Annotated in this window: 1 protein-coding gene; it reads right to left on the bottom strand. The window is 74.8% G+C overall.

The window, feature by feature from the left end:
- The coding region (locus MFF58_RS32035; RefSeq protein ID WP_238294381.1) for an autotransporter-associated beta strand repeat-containing protein at positions 1-445 on the bottom strand (445 nt) is incomplete at both ends.

Raw genomic sequence — 445 nt, 5'->3', positions numbered from 1 at the left:
AAGGTGGTTGAGGTTCCGTCGCCGCCGGCGGTGAGGCGGGCGGCGCCCAGCGCGACGCGGCCCTGGCCGGCGAGGGATCCGACGGTTTCGCTGTCGGCGAGCGCCAGGGTCGCGCCGGCCGCGATGGTGAGGGGGCTGAGGTCGCCGATGGCCTGTCCGCCGCGGGCGAGCAGGGTTCCTTCCGCGAGGGTGGTGGGGCCGGCATAGGTGTTGGTGCCGGACAGCGCCAGGGTTCCGGGACCGGCCTTGGTCAGGCCGCCGGTGCCGGTGAGCGCCTGTGCGAGGGAGAGGGTGTTGGCGGGATCGGCGATGTCGAGGCCGCCGCCGGCCGGTCCCCAGATGACCGGTCGGGCTGTGGTGGCGAAGGCGGTTCCGGTGATCTGGAGGGTTCCGCCGTTGAAGGCGAGGGGTCCGCTGGGGGCGCCGAGGTTGGGGTCGCGCGCGA

The organism is Methylobacterium longum (assembly GCF_022179385.1).
In the GTDB taxonomy this organism is placed as follows: Bacteria; Pseudomonadota; Alphaproteobacteria; order Rhizobiales; family Beijerinckiaceae; genus Methylobacterium; species Methylobacterium longum.
The sequence above is the reverse complement of the archived record's forward strand: the minus strand, read 5'-3'. Positions and strand labels throughout refer to the sequence as shown.